The sequence below is a fragment of the Phenylobacterium sp. NIBR 498073 genome (genome assembly GCF_027286305.1).
In the GTDB taxonomy this organism is placed as follows: Bacteria; Pseudomonadota; Alphaproteobacteria; order Caulobacterales; family Caulobacteraceae; genus Phenylobacterium.
The window spans coordinates 1,491,186-1,511,523 of sequence record NZ_CP114599.1; the positions used below are offsets into that span (position 1 = coordinate 1,491,186).

Below are 20,338 nucleotides of genomic sequence, written 5' to 3' on the forward strand. Positions count from 1 at the left end.
TCCGCCTGCGGAACAACTGCGACAAGAATGTTAATTGGATGGACTCATTGCGTCCGTCATAAAGGCGCCATCGTTTCGACGCGGCGCCGACGATGGCGACGAGGTCCGCCTGTGGGGACAGGCTAGAAGGGCGCTTCCGGTCTTGGCCGGAAGCGCCCTTTTCTTTGCGCGGCCTCAGAAGATGACGTGCTCGTGGCCCCACCAGAGCGGCGAGCGCGAGAGGTCGATGAACCGCTTTTCGTCCTCCAGCAGCAACGCCCCGGCCTCCCGCGCGGCCTGCGGTTCGGCGCTCGCCATGTCCTCGAAACTGTCCCACCAGAGCTGGGCGACGCCGTCGAAGCCCTCCGGCCCGCCACGGACGTCGCGCAGGGCGGCCGAAGCCTCCAGCGGCAGGCTGTGCAACTGCACGTAGCGCCGTATGCGCAAGGCGTCGCGGACGCTGGCCACCAGCGGGGCGTGGACGCCCAGCCAGTAATCCTGGAACTGTTCGCGGGTCAGTTCAGGGCGGCGGACGAGGGCGAAGGTGAGCTTGATCATCAGGCCAGCACCTCGCCGAGGAAGCCGGCCATGGCGGTCCAGGCCCGGTGCGCGGTGGCCTCGTGATACTCGATGCCCATGTCCGGCATATTCGCGCCGGGGTTCATGAATGCGTGCTTGGCGCCGCCGAAGGCGTGGATCTGCCAGTCGGCGCGGGCGGCGGTCAGCTCCTGGCCCAGCGCGACGACGTCGGCCGGCGGGACCATCGGATCGTCCCAGCCATGATAGGCCGCGACCTTGACAGCCATCGGGTTGACGGTCGGCAGGCCGGGCGGGGTGAACAGGCCGTGGAAGCTGGCCACGCCTTTCAGCGGGGCGCCGGCGCGGGCGAGGTCGAGCACGCAGAGCCCGCCGAAGCAGAAGCCGATCGCCGCCAGCCGATCGGCGCGAAGTTCGGGCAAGGCGGCGACCACCTCGACCACATGCAGCAGCCGCCGGCGCAGCTCGGCCCGGTCCTGGACCAGCGGCGTCATCAGCGCCTCGCACTCGGCCGGGGTCGAACCGCGCCTGCCCTTGCCGTACAGGTCGACGCAGAAGGCGCCGTAGCCGAGGCCGGCAAGGCGGTGGGCGAACTGCTCCTGGCCCTCGGAACGGCCTTCCCAGCCGTGGAACACCAGCACGCCCGGCAGGGGCTCGCGGGCGCCGTCGGGCAGGACCAGCGCCCCGTCGTGCAGCGCTTCGCCGCGATGATACTCGATGGTGCGGATGTGGCTTTCCATGCCCGGCGTCTCCCTTTGCAGCGACGCTAGGCGTGGGACGGCCGGTTTCGCAAGGCGCGCGCTGCGTTACCTGGCGGGTAATCGCGCGGCCGTCGGGCGGCCGGCAAGGTGGGGGCGTCAACAAGGAGCTGACCCATGACCACCGCCGCAGACATCGCCGAAATCTACATCGCCGCCTGGAACGAGACCGACGTCGCCGCCCGCCGGGCGATGATCGCCGACACCTGGACCGGCGACGCGGTCTATGTCGACCCGATGGCCGCCGTCGAAGGCCACGCCGGGGTCGACGCCCTGATCGCCGGGGTGCAGGAGCGTTTTCCCGGCTTCCGCTTCGCCCTGATTGGCGAGCCGGACGGGCATGGCGAGCACGTGCGCTTTTCGTGGGGCCTGGGCCCGGACGGCGCGGCCGATGCGCCCATCAAGGGCACCGACTACGTGCGCGTCGAGGACGGGCGGCTGAAGACCGTCACCGGCTTCCTGGACCAGCTCCCCGGCTGAGCTGCGGGCCGCGCGTCACCCAGCTTTGGGCGACGTGCGGTCAAGCATTCGCCTGTCGAAATCCAGCGTATGATGAATGAGTGGGTATCGTTGAGTTCTGTAGGTCTCAATTCTGCCTTTATTGGCGGCAGATCGCGGATGCGAAGATTGTTTCAGGATTGAGTAAATTCTGAAGTTGGCCCTATCAGGCTTTGACCTGATATGGGCTATCGGGGCGTGCGGCGCCAAAATGACTGCGCTGGGCGTGTCCAGCAACGCTTCGAGCGTCGATTTGTGAGGTTGTCCAGCTCGACCCGGTCCATCCGGGCAGTCTGCGGACTGAGCGCCAAAACACCTGACAATGAGAGGGGACACAGATGACTCTCAAATTCGCGTTGGCGGCGGCCTCGTGCGCTAGCCTCCTCGTTCCAGCCTCCGCCCTGGCTCAAGACGTCCACGATTGGACCGGCTTCTACATCGGCGGCAATCTCGGGGCCAGTTGGGGCGACAGCTCCATCAAGACCAAGGTCGAGCCCGGACGCGGCGCGATCGTGATCCCGCCCGGCGACTTGACGGTGATCAACAGAACGGATCCCGATGACAGCAACGACACCGGCTTCACCGGCGGAATCCAGGGCGGATACAATTACCAGTCTGGCAACTGGGTGTTCGGGTTGGAGACCGACGTCGGCTGGATGGACATCGGGCAGGATCGGTCCAATACCTTCACCTCGCCGCTCCTGATCAGCCCGCCGATCACTGCGACCATCAAGCAGGAGGTCAGCACCGACTGGGCTTGGACGCTCCGCCCGCGCATCGGCTACGCGACCGGCCCCTACCTGATCTACGGAACCGCCGGTCTGGCGGTGTCGAAGGTCAAGGTGTCCGCCAGCTATGTCGACACCCGGCTTCCGGCCAACAGCGGCAGCTTCAGCGACAGCGACACCAAGACCGGCTGGGCGGCGGGGATCGGCGGCGCCTATGCCTTCAGCGACAACATGTCGGCCCGCGCCGAGTGGCTCTATACCGACTTCGGCGATGTGAGGGCCTCCTGGGTCACGCCGAACGGCTTCGCCGCCTTCACGACCGAGGGCGACACCCGCGCCAACCTTCTGCGGGTCGGCATCGACTACAAGTTTTAGCCGAAGGCGGCCGGCGTCTCGGGGGCGCCGGCCGCAACCAGCCCGCCGCGCGGTCCGTTCTCCCTTCAAAGACAAAGGGAGGCCCGCCATGGCCGACGACAATGTCTACAAGATCCTGGAGCTGGCCGGCTCGTCGGCCAAAAGCGTCGATGACGCCATCCAGACGGCGATCACCAAGGCCAGCGCCACGGTCCGCAACATCCGCTGGTTCGAGGTGATCCAGGTGCGCGGCCATGTGGAGGGCGGCAAGGTCGCCCACTACCAGGTGCTGCTGAAGGTCGGCTTTACGCTGGAGTAGGCGCGTCCGGCTCGGTCCCCAGCCACTGGTGAAGGACCGTGAGTACGGCGGGCGCCGGCTGATAGCCGCGGTTGACGATGCCGAAGTGGCCTTCCTCGTTCGGGCCGCCGACCAGGGTCGGGAAACCGGTCACGCCGGCGCGCTGGGCGGTGGCGTAGTCGTTCCAGGTCTCGTGCTTGAGGTCGTCGGTCTCGAAGTCGGCGAGGAAGGCGTCGCGGTCGACGCCGAACTCGGCGGCGAGCTCGGCGAGCACCTGGGCCTGGGTGACGTCCTGGCCCTCGGCGTAAAAGGCGTGATGCAGGCGGGCCAGGAACAGCACGGCCTTTTCGCCGTCTTCGCGCCGGACGCGGACCACGGCGCGGGCGGCCGGATCGGTGTCGTAGAGGAACCCCGGCCGGTCGAGCACGGCGTCGTCGAACGGCAGCCCGGTCGCCTCGTGGACGTGCTCCCAATGGATCTTCAGCTCGGTCTTGGCCTGCTCGGTGGTCGGCTTGTCGTTGCCGGGGCGCAGGCCGCCCATCACCAGCTGAATCGGCAGGGCGCGGCCGAAGGTGCGCCGGATCTGCGCGATCACCGGCGAGAAGCCGTAGCACCACGAGCACATGGGGTCGGCGAAGTAGATCAGGCGGGGGGTCTGCATGGCGGCGTCCTCTCGTCTGGCCTATGTAATGTGCACGGACCGCCTGGGCGAGCCGCTTGGAGACCACGATCCTTGAAGGCCTGAACGCGCACGTTTCGCGAACCGCCTGCAAGCGCGCCTGCGCGGCGCGCACCGATCCCTCCTGACCGGACCTTCAGATGATTCATATCCGCCCTGCGCGCACCGACGAGATCGAACGCGTGCGCGAAATCGAGCGTGTTTCGGCGACCCGCTTTCTCGGCACGGACCGCGCCTGGCTGGCCCAGGACGAGCCGACCGACGCCAGGACCCTGGCCGAACGGATCGGGTCGGGCGGGCTGCTGGTCGCCACGGAGGCCGATGGGCCGATCGCCTTCGTGATGTTCCGGCCGGTCGAGGGCTGCGCCTATGTCGAGCAGATCGACGTGCTTCCCAGCCATGCGCGGCGCGGGATTGGCGCTGCGCTGCTGGCGGCGGTGGCGGGGCTGGCGCGGGCGAGGGGCTGGCCGGCCCTGACGCTGTCGACCTTCAAGGACGTGCCGTTCAACGCGCCGTACTACGCGCGGCTGGGCTTCGAGCCGGTCGAGCACCCGACGCCGGGCCTGGCGAAGATCCGCGCTGAACACGAAGCGCGCGGCCTCGACGAGACCGCGCGCGTGTTCATGCAACGAAGGGTGTGACGGGGAGGACCGCCCATCTGGGCCGATGGGGGCGGTCCTCCTCCGTCTCGGCGCGAACGCCGATGACGTCAGGCCGGGAGGCGGGCCAGCTCGGCGCGGCTGTCGGCCACCGCCTGCTCGCGGGCCTCGGGGCCGTAGCCGATCTTCTCGGCGCGGATGAAGGTCACGTCGGTCAGGCCGACGAAGCCGAGCAGCTGGCGCAGGTAGGGTTCCTGGAAGTCCAGGGCCTGGCCCGGGCCCTCGCTGTAGAGGCCGCCGCGGCTCTCGACGACGATCACCTTCTTGCCGGTCAGCAGGCCCTCAGGGCCGGCTTCGGAGTAGCGGAAGGTCTCGCCGGCCCGCAGCACGTGGTCGAACCACGAGCGCAGGGTGGTCGGGACGCTGAAGTTGTACATCGGCGCGCCGATGACGATCACGTCGGCGGCGCGCAGCTCGGCGATCAGCTTGTCGCTGAGGGCGCGGGCTTCGTGCTCGGCCGGGGTCGAGGGCTGGGCGCGGACGCCGGCCACCGTCGAGGGCAGCAGGTGCGGGATCGGGTCGGCCGCCAGATCGCGGAACACCAGCTGGGCGGCGGGATCGCGGGCGGTCAGCTCGGCGACGGCGTCGGCGACCAGCAGGCGCGAGATCGAGGCTTGGCCGCTGACGCTGCTGTTAAGAACGAGAATGTTGGTCAAGGCGCCCTCCAAGGCGTGAGTGAATTCGACGTCGACAGAGGTGAGCCCTTGATCGATGCAACAGTAGACCGATATTTCGCACTAGATTGTTGCATGATCAGGAACGCCAAATGCTTGACCTCGAAGACATTCAGGCCTTCGCCGAGGTGGCGGAGGCGCAGAGCTTCGGCCGCGCCGGACAGCGGCTGGGGTTGTCGAAATCCATGGTCAGCCGGCGGGTGGCGCGGCTGGAGGCCGAGCTCGGCGCCCAGCTGCTGAGCCGGACGACGCGCGGGGTCTCGGTCACCGAGGCGGGGCTGGAGTTCAAGGAGCGGGCCGACCGGGTGCTGGCCGAGCTGGAGGCCGCGCGCGACGACCTGGCCCAGCGCGGCGAGGAGATCGTGGGCAGCTTGCGGCTGTCGGCGCCGCTGTCGTTCGGCATGACCCACCTGTCGGCGGTGCTGGCCGAGCTGGCCGTGCGCCACCCGAAGCTGCAGGTCGAGGTGTCCTACAGCGACCGTTACGTCGACCTGATTGGCGAGCGCTATGACGCGGCCGTGCGGATCGGGGTGCTGGAGGATTCCAGCCTGGTGGCGCGCAAGATCGCGCCGATCCGGGCTGCGGCGATCGCCAGTCCGGCGTTCCTGGAGGCGCACGGCGTCCCGACCCGGCCCGAGGACCTCGACCACCTGCCGGCGGTGATGAGCGGCTCGGAGGTCTGGCGCTTCCAGGACGGCAAGCGGACGATCACCGTGCGGCCCGAAGGGCGGTTCAAGGCCGACAATGGTCCGGCGATCCTGGCCGCGGCGGCGGCCGGGCTGGGGGTGGCGATGCTGCCGACCTTCCTGGTGGGGCCGTCGATCGACAAGGGCGAGGTGCTGCCGCTGCTGCTCGACTTCCCGGCGCCGCCGCTGGGGCTCTACGTGGTGCGCCCACCGCCGGCCGCGCATATGCCGGCCAAGGTGCGGGCGCTGACCGACCTGATGCTGGAGAAATTCGGCGGCGAGCCCTTCTGGGACGCCTGCTACGCGCGGCGGGCGGCGGCGGGGCTCCCGGCCTAGGCCCAAAAAAATAGGGCGGCTCCCTTAGGAGCCGCCCCAGTCAGCGTTCTCGAGGGGGAAGACCTCTAGAACTTCTTGGTGACGCCCAGCTTGTAGTACCGGCCCAGCGGGTTCGCCGTGAACGGGTCGTAGCTGAGGTCAAGACGGGCGAACGGCGGCTCTTCGTCCAGCACGTTGATGACCGAGGCCGTCAGGGTCGTGTCCCAGGGCAGGAACACGCGATAGGCTAGGTCGTGCGTGATGAAAGCGTCGATCTTGCGGCCGTTCTGGTTGGTCGCGAAGGTCGAGGAGCCGCCACGGGTGTCGACCATGTTGTCGACGTAGCGGACGGTCCAGCGCAGGTTGTGATCGCCGCGGTTGTATTCGGCGAAGGCGCTGCCCTTCCACTGCGGCTGCGAGCCGTAGCCGAGGTAGTCCATGGTGCCGACGTAGTCGGTTTCCTTGGCGGTGACGATGCCCTCGATCGTGTTCTGAGCGACCACGTATTCGATGACGTAGGTGACGTCGGCGCCGAAGTTCATGTCGCCGCCGAAGACGTCGCGAGCCGTATAGTTGGCCGAGAAGTCAACGCCGCTGGTCTTCACGTCCGGACCGTTCACGAAGTAGTGGCGGACCCGGTTGATGTTCGCGGCTGAGCAGGCGCCGTTGAACGAGATGCGGTTCTGCAGCGCGGCGAAGGTCGGGTTGCCGCAGTTGTTCGCGCCAGCTGCGCCGTTCGGGAAGATCGCGTTGACGATCTGCGAACCGCTTTCCGAGCGGATCGGGCCTTCGAAGTCGAACGACCAGTAGTCGACCGAAGCGCGGAAGTCGCCGAAGTCGAACAAGGCGCCGAGGTTCAGCGTCTTGGCCTTTTCCGGCTCCAGGTTCGGGTTGCCCCACAGGTCATAGGCGCGATAGCCGCCGGCCGCCGTGGTGTACGACAGGTTGGTCGTCGCGGTCGGTGCGATCTGGGTCTGCGGCGGGGCGCGGAAGGTCGAGCCGGCCGAGACGCGGAACGCCAGCCAGTCCGTGGCCTGCCACTTCAGAGCGACCTTCGGGTTGGTGGTCGCGCCGATGTTGCCGCCGTAGTCCTCGTAGCGGATCGCCAACGTACCGGTCAGGCTGTCGGTGAACGGCATCTGGGCTTCGACGAAGGCCGCGCCGACCGAGTAGTCGAGGTCGTAGTCGGCCAGGGCGCCGAAGAAGCTGAACGGACCGTTCTGAGCCACGCAGGTCGCACCCGGGTTCACCGACGAGTCGGCGCAGGGGCTGACGGCGATGTTGGTGTCGTCGTTGTTCTGACGCTCCACGCCGCTCCAGCGGTACTGAGCGCCGGCGGCCCAGGCCAGCGGACCGGCGCCGAAGTCGACGCTGCCCACTTCGCCGTTGAACACCAGGTCGGCGGTGAACATGCGCGAGCGCTGCTTGTAGCCGTACTCGCCGAAGATGTAGTCGAGCACTTCGCGGCTGTTGGCCGTGGAGGCGACGTAGCCCGGGTTGGTGCGGCCGTCGATGACGTTGGATTCAACGCCGGTCGAGAACGGGTTGAACCACAGGCAGCCGTTCGCGCCCGCGGTCGTGCCTTGGCAGTTGGCGCCGCCGAAGCCCATCATCGCGCGCTGCAGCTTGCCGACCAGGATGTCGGACGTCGCCACGTCGGAGTTGGAGTCCATGTAGGTGACGGCCGCGTCCCAGCCGATGCCGCCGGCGAAGTCGAACTCGCCGTTCAGGCCGGCCGACAGGCGGTAGGTCTCGAAGTAACGGCGATCGTGCTTGGCGCCGCCGCCGAACAGATCGTTGCCGCCGACGCCGATCGGACGCCAGGCGATCGAGGTGAAGAGGCCGTTGGCCGCCGCCGCCGCCTGGGCCGGGGTCATCTGGCCGAGCATGGCCTGCAGGCCGGGGTTGCTCACCGGGATGAAGAAGCCGTTGCCCTGAACCTTCCCGGTCAGCGCCGAGGTCGGGAAGTTGTTCGGCGGGTACGACGGCGAGGAGTGTTCCTGGGGCACGTCGTGCGCCGCATACAGCACTTCGGCGTGGAACTTGGTCTTCTCGGTGAGGTCGAAGTTGATCTCGCCGTACAGCTGCCAGTGCTCTTCTTCCTCAATCAGGTTGTTGAAGCCGATGAACTGGAATTGGCAGCCGGGACCGGTGATGGTCGCGCAGCCCGGATCTTGCAGCGCGCTGGTATAGGTGACGCCGCCGTTGCTGCTGGTCAGGTAGGTGCCGGGGTTGCCGAAGCTCGACCAGCCGCCTTGCGGGTTTTCGGCGAGCGAACGCATCGCGAAGTCACGCTCGGTGACCGGCAGCGGGGTGCGCTTGCGGTAACCGGCGGTCAGCAGGATGTCGGCGTTCTCGCCTTGCCAGCCGTAGGCGGCGCTCAGGGTGTAGTCGCCATCGGTTCCGTCGATGTACGAGTAGTTGCCCGAGACTTCGAGGCCGTTGAGGTTCTTGCGGGTGATGAAGTTCACCACGCCGGCGACGGCATCGGAGCCGTAGGTCGCGGCCGCGCCGTCCTTCAGCACTTCCACGCGGCCGATGGCGGCCGTCGGGATCATGTTGGTGTCGACGTAGATCGCGCCCGGCGAGATCGACATGCGGCGGCCGTTCATCAGCACCAGCGTGCGCTCGGCGCCGAGGCCGCGCAGGTTGACGTTGCCCACGCCGGTCGATTGGGCGGCGGCGTACTGGTTGGCTTCGCCGAGGACGCCGGACACCGCCGGGATCGACTTCAGCAGGTCGACCGTGGTCGGCGAGCCCTGCTTCTGCATTTCATCCTGACCGATCACGTTGACCGGCAGAGCCGCGTTTTCGGGCGAGCCGGCGATGAACGAGCCGGTGACCACGACTTCCTCGACCGCGGTGGTGTCGTCTTGCGCGCTGGCAGGGCCGGCGAGCCCAAGGACCGCCAGGAGCGCCAGGGAGGAGGCTCCTGCGAGGTACCTAGAATGCAACATACGTTTCCCCTAATATAACGGCGTTATACGTCAAATTGACGTCTTAACGTGGCGCAGGAGAAAGCGGCCAAGGCTCGGAAGTGCAAGTCTCTTTTCCGTCACGGAAAGAATAACGCCGCTTTTGCGACGTAATAGAATGGCGTTATTCTAAAAGTGGCGTTCGAATTTTCGGTGTAAACGCAAAATCGTACCGGCCGTTCGAATTTGACGGCAATTTTTCCATAAAAATCAGTCGCGAATTTTGAAATTGCCGTCAATTTTGCCGCGCTGCTCAGAAATGTCGCTTCCGAGCCACAGGTGGCGCGGATTCGAATTCGAGTCATCGGTATGTGAGGTCGCGGCTTAATGGAAACGCCGTTTGTTTGATTTTCGTCAAACGGTGTGGGGCGCGGCGGCGCGTCAGTTTGAGGGGGTGGTAGGCGTTTTGAGCAGGTCGAGGATCGAGGTGAGGTAGGCCTCAGCGTTGGCCCGGGCCGCGGGCACCCCGCTGACGCCCGAGGCCTCCAACCGGTCGAAGCCGCCGCCCACCGCGAACAGGGTGCGGAAGGCTTCCTTCTCGATCAGCGGGATTGGCAGAATCTCGATCTCGCTGGTGCGCAGCTGGGCCACGACGTCCTTCAGCGAGCGCGGACGCAGGGCGGCCGGCACGCGGGTCAGCAGGCAGCGGTGGGGCAGAGGCCGTCCAGCCCGCCGGCCGAACTGGGTGACCATCTCGGCGGCCTTGATCGCCTGGATCGCCTCGAGCTGCGAAGCGGCCAGAGGGGTGACCACGAGGTCGAGGCGCATGGTCGTGAAGGCCATCGCCCCGCGGATCGAACCCTCGGTGTCGAGGATCAGCCAGTCGGGCTGCTTGCGCTGGGCCTCGCGCAGGGCGTCGCGCATATCTTCCATGGTCGGGGCGGGGTGGATGCTGACCTTGTCGGGCCGGCCGGGCAGCGAGGCCCAATGCACCAGCGGCTTGTTGGGATCGGAATCGATCATCGCCACGCGTTGCCCGCGCTCGACGAGGCCAAGGGCAAGCAGCAGCGCCGCGGTGGTCTTCCCCGCGCCCCCCTTCGGATTGACAAAGGCGACTGTCGGCAAGCCGATCTCTCTGCTGAGGCGCCCCCCGTCGGGACCCAGGCGTAAACCATAACGGTCTGCGACCGGACTATCGAGCGGGTATGCGGCGCTACTTTGTCCTAGGAGCGGGGGAAGCGCCCTGAACCCCGGTGTCATTCCGGTTTGCGGAGGCTCGGTCTTCGGCTGCGCCGAAACCGGGATGACGGTTGTGGAGCTAGCTCGTCGGGGCCTCGGCGGGCGGCGGGGCGTCTGGGGCGGCGGCGGCTTCCAGGCCGGCGGTCGGGTCGAAGGCGGCGCCGAGCAGCTTGGCGTTCTTCTCCAGGCGTTCGGCGGTCGGGCCGCAGCGCACGGGCAGCGACCAGCTCATCCACTCCTGGGCGAGGCGGGCCTTGGTCAGGTTCGGGGCGCCGGCCCAGACCGCTTGGCCCTTCTTGATCGCCGCCGCGCCGATCGGTCCGAGCGGCCGGATGCTGGCCTTCTCGGCCGCTTCGATGGCGCGCTCGAACGCCTTCAGGTCCTTGCGGCTCTGCTTCTGCATGTCGGCGTAGACCTTGAGGTCCTCGGCCAGCGGGCGGTTCGGCGGCCGGTAGGTGCTCTCGATGCGGGTGACCTCGGGCATCACCTGGTCGTGCAGATCGAGGTAGCCGCTCAGCGCCCCGTGGCACCACGAGACCAGCCCGTAGTCGTCTTGCGGCGCGCCGACCGGCCAGGGCAGCTCCTCGACGCCGGCCGGCGTCGCGGGCGTGGCGGCGGCCGGCTCGGCGGCCTGGTCGACGGCCAGAAGGGCGAGAGCGATGAGTAGCGCTGGCATGGAACCTCGTTGAAGACTGGATCAGGCGGCGGCCCCGAAACCCCCGCCCCCGGGGGTTTCGATCTCGATGACGTCGTCGGGCTCGACTGTAAGCGAAAAACAGCCCGGCAGTTCCTTTACCGCGCCGTCGGCGCCGATCAAACGCTGAGCGCCGGACAGGGCGGCCCCGCCGCCGCCGATCCCTTGCGGCGCATGGGCGCGGCGGGTGGAGAGCAGGGCGGCCTCCATGGGGGCGAGGAAGCGGATGCGCCGCCGCGCGCCGTCGCCGCCGGGCAGGGCGCCGGCGCCGGCCGAGCCGCGACGAATCGAAAAGTCCTCGACCCGCACCGGGAAGCGGCGCTCGAGGATCTCCGGGTCGGTGAGCCGCGAGTTGGTCATGTGGGTGTGGACGGCGCTGGTCCCGGCCCGGTCGGCGGTGGCCCCGGCCCCGCCGCAGATGGTCTCGTAGTACTGCCGGGTCTCGTCCCCGAAGGTGAAGTTGTTCATCGAGCCCTGGGCGTTGGCCATCACGCCCAGCGCCGCATAGAGCGCGTCGACGACGTGCTGGCTGGTCTCGACATTGCCGGCGACCACCGCGGCCGGATAGCGCGGGGCCAGCATCGAGCCCTCGCGGGTCAGGATCTTCAGCGGCTCCAGGCAGCCGGCGTTGAGCGGGATGTCGTCGTCGACCAGGCTGCGGAACACGTAGAGCGCGGCGGCGTCGACGATGGCCGAGGGGGCGTTGAAGTTCGAGCCGAGCTGGGCGGCGGACTCGCGGAAGTCCAGCACCGCCTCGCCGGCCGCCGCATCGACGATGGTGCGCACGACGATCTCGCCGCCGCCGTCCATCGGCACGCGGGCCGCGCCGTCCTTGAGCTTGCCGACTGCGCGGCGGACCGAGGCGGCGGCGTTGGCCTGGACGAAGCCCATATAGGCCGCGACGGCGTCGCCCCCAAAGGTCTCGATCATGCCGCTGACCGCCGCGGCGCCGGCCTGGCAGGCGGCGATCTGGGCCTTAAGGTCGGCGATGTTGCGGTCCGGCGCGCGGGACGGATAGGGCCCGGCGGCCAGGGCCGCGCGCACGGCGTCCTCCAGGAAGACGCCGCCGGTCATGATCGGCAGGGCGTCGAGCAGCACGCCCTCTTCCTCCAGCGTGTGGGAGAAGGGCGGCATCGAGCCGGGCTGGATGCCGCCGACATCGGCGTGGTGGCCCCGGGCGGCGACGTAGAAGGCGGGGCGGGCGGCCGCTTCCACGAACACCGGCATGACCACGGTGATGTCGGGCAGGTGGGTGCCGCCGGCATAGGGATTGTTCAGCGCGAAGGCTTCGCCGGGGTTGAGCTGCGGATGGCGGTCGCGGACGGCGCGCACGCTGGCGCCCATCGAGCCGAGATGCACGGGCATGTGCGGGGCGTTGGCGACCAGGCCGCCCTCTGTGTCGAAGAGGGCGCAGGAGAAGTCGAGGCGCTCCTTGATGTTCACCGAATGGGCGGTGCGCTCCAGGGCCGCGCCCATCGCCTCGGCCACGCCCATGAACCGCTTGTTGAAAAGTTCGAGGGTGACCGGATCGGGCGTGTCGAGCGCCAGGGCGGCGGCCTTGCGGCGGCCGGCCTGGTCCAGGCGGATCATGCCGTCGGGGCCGGGCGTTGCGGTCCAGCTGGGGGCTAGCGCGATCTGGGTGTCGGGCCGGACGATCAACGCCGGGCCCTCGACGGCGGCGATCAGGGCGTCGGCGGCGATCACCGGCGCGTCATGCCAGGCGCCGTGGAAGAACATGGAGGTCATACTCCCTCTCCCCCCGTCTCCCGGGGGGAGAGGGTAGGGTGAGGGGGGCCTCTCGGCCGCGCCGTCGAGGGGGAAAGGTTGCGTTGCGTCGCTCTGCGACGCGCCCCTCACCCCACCCTCTCCCCATGAATGGGGAGAGGGAGCGTGAGCCCCGCTCACCGCTTCGGCCTCGACCGAGGCGATGACGATCGGGAGGCTGGCTTCGACGAAGCCGAACAGGCGCTTGTGCGCCGCCTCGAAGCCGTCGCGGACCTGCGCCAGCCCACCGAGCGCGACCGGCAGTTCGGCGTCGGCGCCTTCGTAGCGCAGACGCAGTACGCGGCGGACCTCGCCGGCCTCCGCGCCCTGCTCGGCGAGGGCGGCGCGGGCGGCGGCCTCGGCCTGATCGGCCGCCGCTTGGGCCCGTTCCAGGCCGGCGGCGTCGAGCCGCGCGCCGAGGCCGACCTGGCGCAGGCTGGCGAGTTGCGCCTGGCCGATGCCCCAGGCCGAGAGCACGCTGCCGTAGCGCGGGCAGATCACCTGGGACGGGCCGAGGGCCTCGGCGACCTCGCAGGCCACCTGGCCGGCCGCGCCGCCGAACGCGGTCAGCACATGGTCGCGGGGGTCGAAGCCGCGCTCGGTGGAGATGCGGTCGGTGGCCCGCGCCATCTGCTCGACGGCGATGGCGACGAAGCCCTCGGCGGCGGCTTCGAGGCTGCCCGCGCCCATGGCGTCGGCTAGGGTCTGCAGGGCCGCGCGGGCGGCGGCGACGTCCAGCGGGGCCTCGCCGTTCGGCCCGAAGATCGCCGGAAAGAAGCGTGGATCGAGCCGGCCCAGCACCAGGTTGGCGTCGGTGACGGTCGCCGGGCCGCCGCGCCCGTAGGCGGCAGGGCCGGGGTCGGCGCCGGCGCTCTGCGGCCCGACCCGGGCGCGCAGGCCGTCGAAGGCCAGGATCGAGCCGCCGCCGGCCGCGACGGTCTCGACGTCGAGCATCGGGCTGCGCAGCTTGACCCCGGCGACCTTGGCGCTGTCGCGGCGCTCCAGCAGGCCGGCGTAGCGGCAGACGTCGGTCGAGGTGCCGCCCATGTCGAAGCCCAGCGCCTGCTCGGCGCCGGCGACCTGCGCCGTGCGCGCGACCCCGACGACGCCGCCGGCCGGGCCGGAGACCACGGCGTCGCGGCCGCGGAACGTCTGGGCATGCACCAGGCCGCCGGCCGAGGTCATGAAATAGAGCGGCGCGCCCTCGACCGCGGCGGCCACGCGCTCGACATAGGCCTGCAGGATCGGGGTCAGATAGGCGTCGGCGACGGTGGTCTCGGCCCGCGGCACGAACCGGGGCAGGGGCGATACCTCGTGGCTGAGGGCGACGAACGGAAACCCGGCCGCCCGCGCCAGTTCGCCGGCGCGGGCCTCGTGGGCGGGGTTGAGGTCGGCGTGCATGAAGGCGATCGCCGCCGAGGTGAAGCCTTCGGCCCGCGCCTGGCGCAGCGCGGCCATCAGCGCCGCCTCGTCGAGCGTGCGGACCACCGCGCCGTCGGCGGCCAGCCGCTCGGCGGCCTCGACCACGCCGCTATAGAGCGGGGCCGGCCGCTCGATGTTGAGGGCGAACAGGTCGGGGCGCGCCTGGTCTCCGATCACCAGGGCGTCGGCGAAGCCCGCGGTGACCACCAGCAGGGTCTTGGCCCCGGCCCGCTCCAGCAGGGCGTTGGTGGCGACCGTGGTGCCCATCTTGATCGCCTGGACCCGCGCGGCGGGGAAGGGATCGCCGGGCGCGGCGCCCAGCACGCGGCGCATGGCCTCGACCGCGGCGTCGGCATAGGCGGGGGAGGCAGAGAGCAGCTTGAGGGAGACTTCCTGGCCGTCGTCCGCGCGGGCGATCACGTCGGTGAAGGTGCCGCCGCGATCGATCCAGAAGCTCCAGAGCCTGTCCAAACTGTAACCTTTCGCGGGGGCGATCTGCATTGTCAGGACCGACGCCGGGCCTTACAGCTTGGATACTCCCATGAGCTTCTGGCGCAACATTGCTGGGCTCGCAGTCAAGAAGCCCGACGCGGGCGACTGCGCCGATTGTCCGGCCACCCGGCCGGGCGAGGATCCCGCCTTTTCCACCGCCGTCACCGCGCTGGGCGCGAAGCTGGCCAAGGCCGACGGGCGGGCCAGCATCGGCGAATTCGACGCCTTTTCGCAGGTGTTCCAGCCGGACGCCGCCTCCGAGCGCAACATCCACCGCCTGTACGACCTGGCCCGCCAGACGACCCGTGGCTTCGAGAGCTATGCGCGGCGGCTGGCCAAGCGCTACGCCGGGTGCCCGACCCTGCTGGAGGACGTGCTCGACGGGCTGTTCCACATCGCAGCGGCCGACGGCGTGGTGACCCAGGACGAGCTCGACTACCTGGAGCAGGTCTCGGATCTGTTCGGCTTCTCGCCGCTGGTGTTCCGCCGGCTGAAGGCCGTGCACCTGGGGATCGGCGCCGACGACCCCTACGGCGTGCTCGAGGTCGCGCACGACGCCTCCGACGCCGAGGTCCGGGCGGTCTGGAAGGCGGCCCTGTCCGAGGCGCACCCAGACCGCGCCCGCGCCCGCGGCCTGCCCAGCGAATTCATCGAGGTCGCCGAAGCCAAGTCGGCGGCGATCAACGCGGCGTTTGACGACATCATGCGCGAACGCCGGGCGATGGCGCTCGAAGGGGCGGCATGATGCGGCCACTTTGTCGTGTTCTTTCCGGTTCTCGTTGACGTCGGGGATCGTCCGACCGAATTATCCGTTTAGCCGTAACAAGCGGCGCCCTTGAGGATGCTCATGGTTCGCGAATTCGCCAGGAAGCACGGGTCCACCCTTCGCGGTCTCGCCGCGGTCGGAGGGGCTCTGGCCACCGCCGCCGCCATCGCGGTCGGGGCGGTGCTCGCCGTCTTCTTTGCGGCCACGGTGGTGGTGATCGCGGTCATGGCCTCGGCGCTGCTGGCGCTGGCGGGGCTCGCCCTGCGCGCCAAGAAGGCCCGCGCCACCCGTCGCGACGACGGCGTCATCGAAGCGCGCCACCTGGGCGGCCATCACTGGGTGGCCTACGGCTGGAACGAGCGCCAGGGCCGCTAGGGCCTGACTCCATGTACATTCTGAGGCCCTTCCGCCCCGGCGACGAAGCCGGGGTGATCGCAGTGCTGGACGACACCTTCGAGAGCACCTGGGGCCCGCAACTGCGGCCCGAAATCCTGGCCAAACGCCGCCGCGAGCAGCCGGCCCGGGCCTATGTGGAGGCGATGGCCGAGGCCTTCGTGCTGGCGCTCGAGGGCGAGCAGGTCGTCGGCATGGTTCACTGGGACGGCGACTTCGTCCATGCGTTGCACGTGATCGGCCCGGCCCAGGGCCGCGGCGTGGGGCGGGCGTTGCTGGCGCACGCCGAACAGGCGATGGCCGTAGCGGGCGAGGTCTCGGCGCGGCTGGAGACCGACACCTTCAACACCCGCTCGCGCGCTTTCTACGCCGCGCTCGGCTATCGCGAGATCGACTCCTATCCGGACCTCGAGTGGGAAAGCGGCCTGACGACGCTCTTGCTGGAGAAGCCGCTGGGCTAAGAGACGTCCGCTTCGGAGAGTACGCGCACCCGTGGCGGAACATTGCCGTCCATGCGCCGTTCGCCGCGCTAGTTTGGCGGCAGCTTGAAACGGATCGGGATCAGGGCGACCGTGCCGGGCGGCGCCGGGGTGTCCGGCGGAGCCTTCAACTTCATAATGCAGGCGAGCTTGGCCGCCGTCGCGCCGAAGACGAACCCCGGCTTGTCTTCCTCCTGCCAGGTGCAGGCGGTGGGGCGGTGCTTCTCGTCGAGCCGGCACTGCGCCAGGGCTGAGCCCTCGACCCGGAGGCGCATCGCCACGGGCGGATAGTAGCGGGGCGGAGGCTTCCCGTCGCAGAGCCACCATGGGTTCGACGTCGGCTGCTCGACCGGAAGGATGCGCAGGCCCTGTGCGAGCGCCGGCCCGCCGGCCAGGAGGGCGAATGCGATCCCTGCCGCGTAGATGTTCATGCGAGCCCCCGCTGCGTGTCGACAAGACGTAGCGAAAAGCTGCGGCTGACGCCATCAGGCGTTGTGGGCGCCGTCAGGTTCCTGCGAGCCTGCGACGAGAACCTGCCGTTGAAACGGCCTATCGGCCGCTTGCCCGAGCGCCGCGCCGCCTCTAGGTTCGAGTTCAAACAATCGTTGGGAGAAACGGCATGATCGGCGTGGTGGCGACCCTCAAGGTCCAGGACGGCAAGCAGGCGGAATTCGAGGCGATCTTCACCGATCTCGCCAAGCAGGTCCGGGCCAACGAGCCGGGCAACATCGCCTATCAACTGACCAAGAGCCGCACCGACCCGACCGTCTACAAGGTGCTGGAGCTCTACAAGGACGAGGACGCCCTGAAGGCTCACGGCGGCACCGACTACTTCAAGGCCGCCGGCGCCAAGATGGGCCCCTGCATGGGCGGCCGTCCCGAGATCGAATATCTCGACGCTGTGGGGTAGGGACCATGGATCTCGAATTCTCGAAGGAAGACCTCGCGTTTCGTGACGAGGTCCGGGCCTTCATCGCCGAGGCCTTCGACGACGACATGCGCGCCCATTCGGCGCAGTCGAAGAATGCGCACATCGACAAGGCCGGCCAGGTGCGCTGGCTGAAGCGGCTGAACGACAAGGGCTGGATCGCCCCGGATTGGCCCAAGGAATACGGCGGCACGGGCTGGAGCCACGCCCAGAAGTACATCTTCGACATGGAGATGGCCCTGGCCGGCGCGCCCTCGACCTCGAACATGGGGCTGAAGATGTGCGCCCCGGTGGTGATGGCGTTCGGGACCCCCGAGCAGAAGGCCCAGCACCTGCCGAAGATCCTGTCGACCGACGTCTGGTGGTGCCAGGGCTACTCCGAGCCGGGCTCGGGGTCGGACCTCGCCTCGCTGTCCATGAAAGCTGAGAGGGACGGTGATCATTACGTCCTAAACGGTTCAAAAATTTGGACAACTTACGCCCAGTGGGCCGACTGGATGTTCTGCCTGGTGCGGACCTCGAACGAGGATATCCGGCAGAAGGGCATCTCGTTCCTGCTGTTGGAGATGAACACCCCCGGCATCACCATCGTGCCGCTGCCGACCCTGGACGGTCCGCCCGAGGGCGACCAGGAGATCAACCAGGTGTTCTTCGAGAACGTCCGGGTTCCGGTGGCAAATCGTATCGGCGAGGAAGGCCAGGGCTGGACCTACGCCAAGTACCTGCTGCAGTTCGAACGCGGCAATCCGTACGCCGCGGGGCTGACCAACCAGCTGCAGAAGGTCCGCAAGATCGCCAGCCTGGAGCCCTCGGACGGCGGCGGCCGGATGATCGACGACCCTGACTTCCGCAAGAAGCTCAGCGAGATGCAGATCAAGGTCGACGTGCTCAACGCCACCGAGCTGCGGATGTTCTCGGCGCGGACCTCGGGCGAGGCGATGGGGGCGGCGTCCTCCATGCTGAAGCTCGAGGGCAGCCAGGCCCAGCAGGCGGTGACCGAGCTGGCCCTGGAGGCGGCGGGCATCTACGCCCAGCCGTTCGTGCGCGACACCTGGGCCGAGATTCGCGGCGAGCGCAACGAGCCGCGGGCCGGGCCGGACTATGCGGCGACGCTCGCCCCGACCTACTTCAACTACCGCAAGACCTCGATCTATGCGGGGTCGAACGAAATCCAGCACAACATCATGGCCAAGATGGTGCTGGGCCTGTAGCGGGCGAACTTGGGAGGTTGCGGCTGAGCCGCAACCTCCTGAAGTCCCTGAACGGGCAAACTCCGTGGCTCCAAGGGCGCCAGGCCCTGGCGCGCCCGCCGCATGTGGCGAAGCGGTCCGTCGACGCGCGCAAGGCGCTGCTGGAGGGGGCTGTCCGGGCGACCTATAACTAGAATTGATCGTGTGTGACGAATAATGCGCGCGGCCAAAGCAGCCGGCGCGCCAGTGGAGGAATCGCCGATGGTCCCGGGTCTGATGCAGCCGGCGCAACTGCAGATCGCCAGCATCCTTCGCTATGCGCAGCAGGCGCATGCCGGCCGCGAGATCGTCTCGCGGCAGATCGAGGAGCCGATCTGGCGCTATGACTACGCCGGCTTCGCCAAGCGGGTGGAGCGGGCGGCCAAGGCCCTGCTGCGGCTGGGCGTGAAGCCCGGCGACCGGGTGACCTCGCTGGCCTGGAACACCCACCGGCATCTGGAGCTGTTCTACGCGGTCACCGGCATCGGCGCGATCCTGCACACCGCCAACCCGCGGCTGTTCGACGAGCAGATCGCCTACACCGTCAATCACGCCGAGAGCGGGGTGCTGCTGTTCGAGCGCAACCTGGCGCCGGTGGTGGAGCGCCTGGCGCCGCAACTGGCGACGGTGCGGACGCTGGTCAGCCTGACCGCGCAGCCGATGGTCGGCGCGCTTTGCTATGAAGATCTGATCGCCGCCGAGAGCGACGGATTCGACTGGCCCGCCTTCGACGAGAACGCCGGGGCCTTCCTCTGCTACACCTCGGGCACGACGGGCGACCCGAAGGGCGTGCTTTATTCCCACCGCGCAGTGGTGCTGCACGCGATGGGCGCGGCGCTGAACGCGGCGTTCGGCTTCACCGCCTTCGACGTGGTGATGCCCTGTTCGTCGCTCTATCACGCCACCGCCTGGGGCCTGCCGTTCGTGGCCCCGATGTGCGGCGCCAAGCTGGTGCTGCCGGCCGACAAGATGGACGGCGCCAGCCTGCAGGAGCTGATCGCCCAGGAGGGCGTGACCTTCACCGGCGGCGTGCCGACCATCTGGACCATGTACCTGGCGCACCTGGAGCAGACCGGCGAGACGCCCGGCGTCCTGAAGCGGGTGATGATCGGCGGGTCGGCGGTGCCGCGCGCCATGGCCGAGGCGCTGAAGACCCGCTACGGCGTCGACACCCTGCAGATCTGGGGCATGACCGAGACCGCGCCGATGGGCGTCATCTCCTCGCCGACGCCGGCGCTGGCCGCCCTGGGCGAGGCGGAGATGCAGGAAGCGATCTGGTCGCGCCAGGGGCGGCTGCAGTTCGGGGTCGAGCTGCGGATCGTGGGTGACGACGGCCAGGCGCTGGCCTGGGACGGCGAGACGCCCGGCGCCTTGCAGGTGCGCGGGCCGTGGGTGGTTCAGCGCTACTTCCGCCAGGAACAGGACGCGGCCGGACCGGACGGCTGGTTCGACACCGGCGACGTCGCGACGATCGACGCCAACGGCTTCATGCGGATCACCGACCGGACCAAGGACGTCATCAAGTCGGGCGGCGAGTGGATCAGTTCGATCGACCTTGAGAACGTCGCGGTCGGCTGTCCGGGCGTGAAGATCGCCGCGGTCGTCGGCGCGCCGCATCCCAAATGGGAGGAGCGCCCGGTCCTGATCGTCGAGGCCCATGACGGCGCCGACGTCACGGCCGAGCAGATGCGGGACTACCTCGCGCCGCGGATCGCCAAGTGGTGGATGCCGGACGACGTAGTGTTCGCCAAGGTCCCGCTGACCGCCACCGGCAAGATCGACAAGAAGGTGCTGCGCGAGGCCTACCGCGGGCGCCTGACCGACAGCCGATCGACCTGACCGCCGCTGGGGG

At 68.9% G+C, this 20,338-nt stretch carries 20 protein-coding genes; 11 read left to right on the plus strand and 9 right to left on the minus strand.

Annotated elements, in window-relative coordinates:
* Positions 1-174: 174 nt before the first annotated feature.
* Positions 175-537, minus strand: coding sequence for an EthD domain-containing protein (locus O4N75_RS07565; RefSeq protein WP_269628744.1), 363 nt, complete (start codon positions 535-537; stop codon positions 175-177).
* On the minus strand, positions 537-1,256 hold the full coding sequence (locus O4N75_RS07570; protein ID WP_269628745.1) for a dienelactone hydrolase family protein: 720 nt from the start codon (positions 1,254-1,256) through the stop codon (positions 537-539). Before O4N75_RS07570 ends, O4N75_RS07565 begins: the two co-directional genes overlap by 1 nt.
* A gap of 135 nt (positions 1,257-1,391) precedes the next feature.
* Here O4N75_RS07570 and O4N75_RS07575 point away from each other — a divergent pair, with 135 nt between their 5' ends.
* The 3 genes from O4N75_RS07575 (at position 1,392) to O4N75_RS07585 (ending at position 3,173) form a co-directional block, all read left to right on the plus strand.
* On the plus strand, positions 1,392-1,754 hold the full coding sequence (locus O4N75_RS07575; RefSeq protein WP_269628746.1) for a nuclear transport factor 2 family protein: 363 nt from the start codon (positions 1,392-1,394) through the stop codon (positions 1,752-1,754).
* A gap of 356 nt (positions 1,755-2,110) precedes the next feature.
* Positions 2,111-2,875: an outer membrane protein gene (locus O4N75_RS07580; protein WP_269628747.1), complete on the plus strand. Its 765-nt coding sequence runs from the start codon at positions 2,111-2,113 to the stop codon at positions 2,873-2,875.
* 88 nt (positions 2,876-2,963) lie between these two features.
* A complete protein-coding gene (locus tag O4N75_RS07585) occupies positions 2,964-3,173 on the plus strand; it encodes a dodecin (RefSeq protein ID WP_269628748.1) in 210 nt (69 codons plus the stop codon).
* Here O4N75_RS07585 and O4N75_RS07590 read toward each other — a convergent pair.
* A complete protein-coding gene (locus tag O4N75_RS07590; RefSeq protein ID WP_269628749.1) occupies positions 3,160-3,813 on the minus strand; it encodes a DsbA family protein in 654 nt (217 codons plus the stop codon). The two genes, O4N75_RS07585 and O4N75_RS07590, sit on opposite strands and share 14 nt — an antisense overlap.
* A gap of 158 nt (positions 3,814-3,971) precedes the next feature.
* On the opposite strand from O4N75_RS07590, the gene O4N75_RS07595 reads away from it, so the two are divergent.
* A complete protein-coding gene (locus O4N75_RS07595; RefSeq protein WP_269628750.1) occupies positions 3,972-4,472 on the plus strand; it encodes a GNAT family N-acetyltransferase in 501 nt (166 codons plus the stop codon).
* Positions 4,473-4,540: 68 nt separating this feature from the next.
* Here the strand turns inward: O4N75_RS07595 and O4N75_RS07600 are convergent, their stop codons facing one another.
* The gene (locus tag O4N75_RS07600) at positions 4,541-5,146 is read right to left on the minus strand and encodes an FMN-dependent NADH-azoreductase (RefSeq protein ID WP_269628751.1); all 606 of its coding nucleotides are present in this window, start codon (positions 5,144-5,146) and stop codon (positions 4,541-4,543) included.
* Between the two features lie 110 nt (positions 5,147-5,256).
* Between O4N75_RS07600 and O4N75_RS07605 the strand changes: the two genes are divergently transcribed.
* A complete protein-coding gene (locus tag O4N75_RS07605) occupies positions 5,257-6,186 on the plus strand; it encodes a LysR family transcriptional regulator (protein ID WP_269628752.1) in 930 nt (309 codons plus the stop codon).
* Positions 6,187-6,251: 65 nt separating this feature from the next.
* Here the strand turns inward: O4N75_RS07605 and O4N75_RS07610 are convergent, their stop codons facing one another.
* The 4 genes from O4N75_RS07610 to O4N75_RS07625 all read right to left on the minus strand — a co-directional run bounded on the left by O4N75_RS07610 (position 6,252) and on the right by O4N75_RS07625 (position 14,670).
* Complete coding sequence (locus tag O4N75_RS07610) at positions 6,252-9,122, minus strand: TonB-dependent receptor (protein WP_269628753.1); 2,871 nt, start codon at positions 9,120-9,122, stop codon at positions 6,252-6,254.
* A 399-nt stretch (positions 9,123-9,521) separates the two neighbouring features.
* Positions 9,522-10,205 carry a ParA family protein gene (locus O4N75_RS07615; protein ID WP_269628754.1) on the minus strand — a complete coding sequence of 228 codons (684 nt, stop codon included), beginning with the start codon at positions 10,203-10,205 and terminating at the stop codon, positions 9,522-9,524.
* Between the two features lie 193 nt (positions 10,206-10,398).
* Positions 10,399-10,995 (minus strand): hypothetical protein, encoded by a 597-nt coding sequence (locus O4N75_RS07620; RefSeq protein WP_269628755.1) that lies wholly within the window; start codon positions 10,993-10,995, stop codon positions 10,399-10,401.
* A gap of 21 nt (positions 10,996-11,016) precedes the next feature.
* Positions 11,017-14,670, minus strand: coding sequence for a hydantoinase B/oxoprolinase family protein (locus O4N75_RS07625; protein WP_348649533.1), 3,654 nt, complete (start codon positions 14,668-14,670; stop codon positions 11,017-11,019).
* A gap of 70 nt (positions 14,671-14,740) precedes the next feature.
* On the opposite strand from O4N75_RS07625, the gene O4N75_RS07630 reads away from it, so the two are divergent.
* From O4N75_RS07630 to O4N75_RS07640, 3 genes are all read left to right on the plus strand, one after another.
* The gene (locus O4N75_RS07630; RefSeq protein WP_267233549.1) at positions 14,741-15,436 is read left to right on the plus strand and encodes a DnaJ family molecular chaperone; all 696 of its coding nucleotides are present in this window, start codon (positions 14,741-14,743) and stop codon (positions 15,434-15,436) included.
* 102 nt (positions 15,437-15,538) lie between these two features.
* On the plus strand, positions 15,539-15,832 hold the full coding sequence (locus tag O4N75_RS07635; protein ID WP_267233550.1) for a hypothetical protein: 294 nt from the start codon (positions 15,539-15,541) through the stop codon (positions 15,830-15,832).
* A gap of 11 nt (positions 15,833-15,843) precedes the next feature.
* Entirely contained in the window at positions 15,844-16,311 is a 468-nt protein-coding gene (locus O4N75_RS07640) for a GNAT family N-acetyltransferase (protein WP_269628757.1), read from the plus strand.
* Positions 16,312-16,379: 68 nt separating this feature from the next.
* Here the strand turns inward: O4N75_RS07640 and O4N75_RS07645 are convergent, their stop codons facing one another.
* Positions 16,380-16,760 carry a hypothetical protein gene (locus O4N75_RS07645; protein WP_269628758.1) on the minus strand — a complete coding sequence of 127 codons (381 nt, stop codon included), beginning with the start codon at positions 16,758-16,760 and terminating at the stop codon, positions 16,380-16,382.
* A 188-nt stretch (positions 16,761-16,948) separates the two neighbouring features.
* Between O4N75_RS07645 and O4N75_RS07650 the strand changes: the two genes are divergently transcribed.
* The 3 genes from O4N75_RS07650 (at position 16,949) to O4N75_RS07660 (ending at position 20,325) form a co-directional block, all read left to right on the plus strand.
* On the plus strand, positions 16,949-17,239 hold the full coding sequence (locus O4N75_RS07650; protein ID WP_269628759.1) for a putative quinol monooxygenase: 291 nt from the start codon (positions 16,949-16,951) through the stop codon (positions 17,237-17,239).
* 5 nt (positions 17,240-17,244) lie between these two features.
* On the plus strand, positions 17,245-18,468 hold the full coding sequence (locus tag O4N75_RS07655; RefSeq protein ID WP_269628760.1) for an acyl-CoA dehydrogenase family protein: 1,224 nt from the start codon (positions 17,245-17,247) through the stop codon (positions 18,466-18,468).
* 240 nt (positions 18,469-18,708) lie between these two features.
* Entirely contained in the window at positions 18,709-20,325 is a 1,617-nt protein-coding gene (locus O4N75_RS07660) for a long-chain fatty acid--CoA ligase (RefSeq protein ID WP_269628761.1), read from the plus strand.
* Positions 20,326-20,338: the final 13 nt, after the last annotated feature.

Coding starts and splice junctions, on each gene's coding strand:
- O4N75_RS07595 (WP_269628750.1), top strand. CDS start 3,972: ATGATTCATATCCGCCCTGCGCGCACCGACGAGATCGAACGCGTGCGC.
- O4N75_RS07610 (WP_269628753.1), bottom strand. CDS start 9,122: ATGTTGCATTCTAGGTACCTCGCAGGAGCCTCCTCCCTGGCGCTCCTG.
- O4N75_RS07620 (WP_269628755.1), bottom strand. CDS start 10,995: ATGCCAGCGCTACTCATCGCTCTCGCCCTTCTGGCCGTCGACCAGGCC.
- O4N75_RS07580 (WP_269628747.1), top strand. CDS start 2,111: ATGACTCTCAAATTCGCGTTGGCGGCGGCCTCGTGCGCTAGCCTCCTC.
- O4N75_RS07575 (WP_269628746.1), top strand. CDS start 1,392: ATGACCACCGCCGCAGACATCGCCGAAATCTACATCGCCGCCTGGAAC.
- O4N75_RS07570 (WP_269628745.1), bottom strand. CDS start 1,256: ATGGAAAGCCACATCCGCACCATCGAGTATCATCGCGGCGAAGCGCTG.
- O4N75_RS07660 (WP_269628761.1), top strand. CDS start 18,709: ATGGTCCCGGGTCTGATGCAGCCGGCGCAACTGCAGATCGCCAGCATC.
- O4N75_RS07650 (WP_269628759.1), top strand. CDS start 16,949: ATGATCGGCGTGGTGGCGACCCTCAAGGTCCAGGACGGCAAGCAGGCG.
- O4N75_RS07635 (WP_267233550.1), top strand. CDS start 15,539: ATGGTTCGCGAATTCGCCAGGAAGCACGGGTCCACCCTTCGCGGTCTC.
- O4N75_RS07590 (WP_269628749.1), bottom strand. CDS start 3,813: ATGCAGACCCCCCGCCTGATCTACTTCGCCGACCCCATGTGCTCGTGG.
- O4N75_RS07655 (WP_269628760.1), top strand. CDS start 17,245: ATGGATCTCGAATTCTCGAAGGAAGACCTCGCGTTTCGTGACGAGGTC.
- O4N75_RS07645 (WP_269628758.1), bottom strand. CDS start 16,760: ATGAACATCTACGCGGCAGGGATCGCATTCGCCCTCCTGGCCGGCGGG.
- O4N75_RS07605 (WP_269628752.1), top strand. CDS start 5,257: ATGCTTGACCTCGAAGACATTCAGGCCTTCGCCGAGGTGGCGGAGGCG.
- O4N75_RS07565 (WP_269628744.1), bottom strand. CDS start 537: ATGATCAAGCTCACCTTCGCCCTCGTCCGCCGCCCTGAACTGACCCGC.
- O4N75_RS07640 (WP_269628757.1), top strand. CDS start 15,844: ATGTACATTCTGAGGCCCTTCCGCCCCGGCGACGAAGCCGGGGTGATC.
- O4N75_RS07630 (WP_267233549.1), top strand. CDS start 14,741: ATGAGCTTCTGGCGCAACATTGCTGGGCTCGCAGTCAAGAAGCCCGAC.
- O4N75_RS07585 (WP_269628748.1), top strand. CDS start 2,964: ATGGCCGACGACAATGTCTACAAGATCCTGGAGCTGGCCGGCTCGTCG.